The organism is Patiriisocius sp. 208BN25-11, assembly GCF_058147145.1.
On the sequence record NZ_JBYVJY010000055.1, the window covers coordinates 1 to 334 of the forward strand.

At 43.1% G+C, this 334-nt stretch carries 1 protein-coding gene; it reads left to right on the forward strand.

Features of this window, described 5'->3' with window-relative positions:
• A partial coding sequence (locus ACY2RS_RS15525; protein WP_490099579.1) for a GTPase occupies positions 1-334 on the forward strand: 334 nt, incomplete at both ends.

Genomic DNA, 334 nt, shown 5'->3' on the forward strand with positions numbered 1-334 from the left:
CCAAGTAGAATTAGCGCAATATGAGTACCTACTGCCAAGATTAACCGGAATGTGGACACACATAGAAAGACAACGTGGTGGTATTGGAATGCGAGGTCCTGGAGAAACAGAAATTGAAACCGCTAGACGTATTGTTCGTGATCGAATTTCCTTACTCAAAAAGAAAATAAGCAAGAGAGACCGCCAAATGGAGGTGCAACGAGGCAATAGAGGTAAATTAGTTCGTGTGGCGCTTGTGGGCTATACTAACGTTGGGAAGTCTACCCTCATGAACGCGATTAGTAAAAGTGAAGTATTTGCAGAAAACAAACTTTTTGCCACGCTGGATACAACC